The 3624-nt window shown below is 43.6% G+C and carries 3 protein-coding genes; all 3 read right to left on the minus strand.

Going from position 1 to position 3624, the window contains the following annotated elements; all coding sequences use genetic code 11:
* Positions 1-604, minus strand: a 604-nt coding sequence (gene fdhD, locus B7C60_RS08685; protein ID WP_245869013.1) for a formate dehydrogenase accessory sulfurtransferase FdhD, incomplete at its 3' end; no start/stop codon positions are given.
* 51 nt (positions 605-655) lie between these two features.
* Positions 656-2704 carry a sigma 54-interacting transcriptional regulator gene (locus tag B7C60_RS08690; protein ID WP_099611304.1) on the minus strand — a complete coding sequence of 683 codons (2049 nt, stop codon included), beginning with the start codon at positions 2702-2704 and terminating at the stop codon, positions 656-658.
* Between the two features lie 88 nt (positions 2705-2792).
* Positions 2793-3624: molybdopterin oxidoreductase family protein (locus tag B7C60_RS17205; RefSeq protein WP_216639315.1), on the minus strand; the 832-nt coding region annotated here is incomplete at its 5' end.

Consider the following 3624-nt stretch of genomic DNA (forward strand, 5'->3'; position numbering starts at 1 on the left):
GGCTCGCCCATCCGAGCAGTTTATCCAGCGCAATGTGGCGGCCAACATCTTCAAACAACGCTTGTACATCGCCATGCTGATCAAGATAAGCGGCAGCGTGCGTCGTACCCGTCAGTTGATTCAAACGTTGCTGCTGCTCTAACGCCTTAAGCGAATGATCTAAATAATCAAAACAAAACTGCGCGGTGGTGGGTAATGGCATCAGGCAACGCACGACCTGACTGAGTTGTTCCGTGCCACAGATCCCGCATCCAGTCACACCGGCCATTGAGCGGCGACGCGCTTTCAAACGGGCAACACAGCGATTGGCTAATTCAATTGACACCGTGCAACCTTGCTCGTTGTGGATCACATCAATGTCGTGAACATCACGAGGGTGTTCGATGATGCCTTCACTGAGTGAAAACCCCAGCGCAAACATTTCTAAATCTCGTGGCGTTCCCATCATGACGGTATAAGCAATACCGTTGTATTCCAGCGCAATCGGCGTTTCCTCTATCAAAATGTCATCTTGAGTCCACTGTCCTCGAGCGCATTGATATTTAGTGATACTTCTAGTAGTCACTTCGGGATGACAGACCGTATGTTGTTCTTCGTTCATCATTGATACCTTTGTTTATTGTCTGTCGATCAAGCTACCCGCAATCAAAGCGGCTTAACGCTCAACAAGATAATCCTTACTGCTAATTTCCATTTTTTGCATACGTGACAACAAGGTTGTCCGTTTCAGTCCGAGTTTCACAGCCGCGCCTCTTGGCCCAGCGACAATGCCGTTGCTCTCTTTCAGCGCTTCAATGATCGCTTCACGAGAGATTGTTTCATCGTTATTGTGAACCGCTACTGGGCTAAATTCCTTCGCTGATACATGACCCGATACAGGTTGCCCCATGCCAACTAGCTCATGAACTGGTGCATTCAGTACTTCGCCGCGGGTTAAAATCACTGATCGTTCGATAAAGTTTTTCAACTGACGTACATTACCCGGCCATTGATATTCGGTCATACAACGCATTGATTCTTGGGTGATGGCGCGAATGTTTTTGCCCATTTTTTTCGAAATCAGGCGCGTGAAATGCTTCACCAGCAACGGAATATCTTCCGCACGATCGCGCAGCGGCGGTAACCTAATTGGGAAGATATTCATGCGGAAATATAGATCACTACGAAACTGCTTATCTTCCACCCGTGCCAGCAAATCGACGTTGGTCGCCACCACCAAACGTACATCGACGTTAATCAATTGGTTGTGACCTACGCGCTCAATTTCATGCTCTTGCAACACTCGCAGTAACTTTGGTTGCAGCGCTAGCGACAAATCGCCGATTTCATCCAAAAACAACGTACTTTGGTCTGCCAACTCAAAGCGGCCCACTCGGTTTTTGATCGCACCAGTAAATGCGCCGCGTTCATGCCCAAACAGCTCACTTTCAAACAAACCATCCGGAATCGCCGCACAGTTCATTTTGATCATCTGGCGATTACAGCGGCGACTCATCTTATGAATCGCTGCTGCAATTAGTTCTTTACCGGTTCCCGTCTCCCCTTCGATCAACACCGTACTATCGCAGCTCGCGACCATGGCGACCTGATCCAATACGTTACTCATTACTTCACTTTGGCTGATGATGTCGTCAAAGATCTGGTAATGGTCGTACGTTTCTTCGATGAGAATGTCGGTGCTTTTCGCCTGCGAGTGTGTACTGTGCTGGCTTCCACGTAAACTGTGCATACTCAGCGCTACCCGCGCCGCAATCTGTTGCATCAATGCAATATCAATCTCTTGCAATTGTGCAGCATCGCTCAACATATAAGCCACTTTCCCCACCAATTCCCGGCGGAAAATCAATGGTGCTAAAATTAAACATTCAATATCATTTTCAATATTGAAATCGGAATATTCTGCGCGTAATTGTTTGAGATCATCACCGGTGACAATGATTGTCTCTGAACAATAAATATCGAGCACGCTTCCAGAGATATCATTAAAGAAAAAACACTGCGTTTGAATATCATTCCCAATAATTCGTCCATCACGCTGAATACAACGCCCTTTATCCGTCTCAATAATGGATAATTCTTTTATTTTAAAATAAGGATGTAAACAATTGAGTAATGATGTTAATAGATTTTCTTTACTGCTCTGACTAATCACGGCATTGGTGACATCTACCAAAATATGATAATTGTCTCTTTCATTACTAATATGTCGCGTTAATGTATTTTCATGTTGATGATCCAACACATGCGTAATAAATGAAACCAACATACTATTAAATAATTTAAATTGATTTTCACCTCCATCTAATTGGTCAAACATCGGGTTAATCAGTTCGATAGCACCTAGCTGTTTATCTAACGGAATCTTGTAGTAACTACGCACATTCTGGTAAGCCGGATGCTGAGCTAGCTTAGGGTGTGAATAGTAAAAATCAACACCGTCAAGTTGATAAACGTTTTCTTCGTAACTTTGATGATAATTATCAATATTATGATGAAATACCACATCACTTTGGATTTGCTTATTGGCATCAAAAAAATAAACGACCGCTTCACCTAGCCGTTCATCATTTAGAATGATATTTATTCTCTCTACATGTAAAAATTCACACTCTTCACTATGAAGAAATGTAAGCAGATCAGAAATACCATGAATTAGCAACATTGCCTTAGAAAAGGCAGTTAATTCTTTTTCTGTTTTATTCATAACAACAATAATAAATTATATAGCTCTTCGTATTTATTAGCATTATAAACGCATAATAAACGCATACGAAGAGCTATTGATTACCGAATTAAGCAAACTCAACTTGCGACTTTAATCGCGCTTTCATGTTGCTATATTCAGTTTGTACATAATTTTCAGCCCAATCTTGATTGTCAATCTTCTCAACTTTTACGGCGCAATATTTAAATTCCGGCGTACTTGAGATTGGATCCAGATGTTCAATCGTCAGCTCATTACAAGCACCGATCCACCATTGGTAGGTCATGTACACCACACCTTTGTTGGTTCGTTCACTACAACTTGCTCGAGAAATAACTTTACCGCGACGCGATGAAATCCAAACAAGCTGTTGATCTTTAATGCCTAATTTTTCTGCATCTTGTGGGTTCATCTGAACATATCCTGGTTCATCAGCCAAAGCTGACAGTGCAGAACAGTTACCCGTCATTGAACGACAAGAATAGTGGCCAACTTCACGCACGGTTGACAATACCAGTGGATAGTCTTCATCCGGTTGTTCTAGCGGCGGACGCCAATCTGCGGCAATGAACTGCGCTTTACCTGATGGTGTCGTGAATTTATTGCCTTCAAATAAGAACGATGTTCCTAGGTGATCTTCGGTTGGACAAGGCCATTGTACCGATTTCAGATCCGCCATTTTTTCGTAGGTTGCACCGGCGTAAAGTGGTGCCAATGAACGCAACTCATCCCAAATCTCTTGGGTATTGTTGTAGTGCATTGGATATCCCATGCGAGTCGCTAACAAGCTGAAGATTTCCCAGTCGGGTTTCACGCCTTCTGGCGGGGTAACCGCTTTATAGAAACGTTGGAAACCACGGTCAGCACTTGAGTAGACACCTTCATGTTCCCCCCAACTGGTGGCAGGAAAAACCACGTCG

Origin of the sequence: Vibrio fujianensis (assembly GCF_002749895.1) — a bacterium.
Classification (GTDB): Bacteria; Pseudomonadota; Gammaproteobacteria; order Enterobacterales; family Vibrionaceae; genus Vibrio; species Vibrio fujianensis.

What these genes read in the sequence shown, in the direction of transcription:
- B7C60_RS08690 (WP_099611304.1), bottom strand. Translation starts at nt 2,704, where the DNA reads ATGAATAAAACAGAAAAAGAATTAACTGCCTTTTCTAAGGCAATGTTG.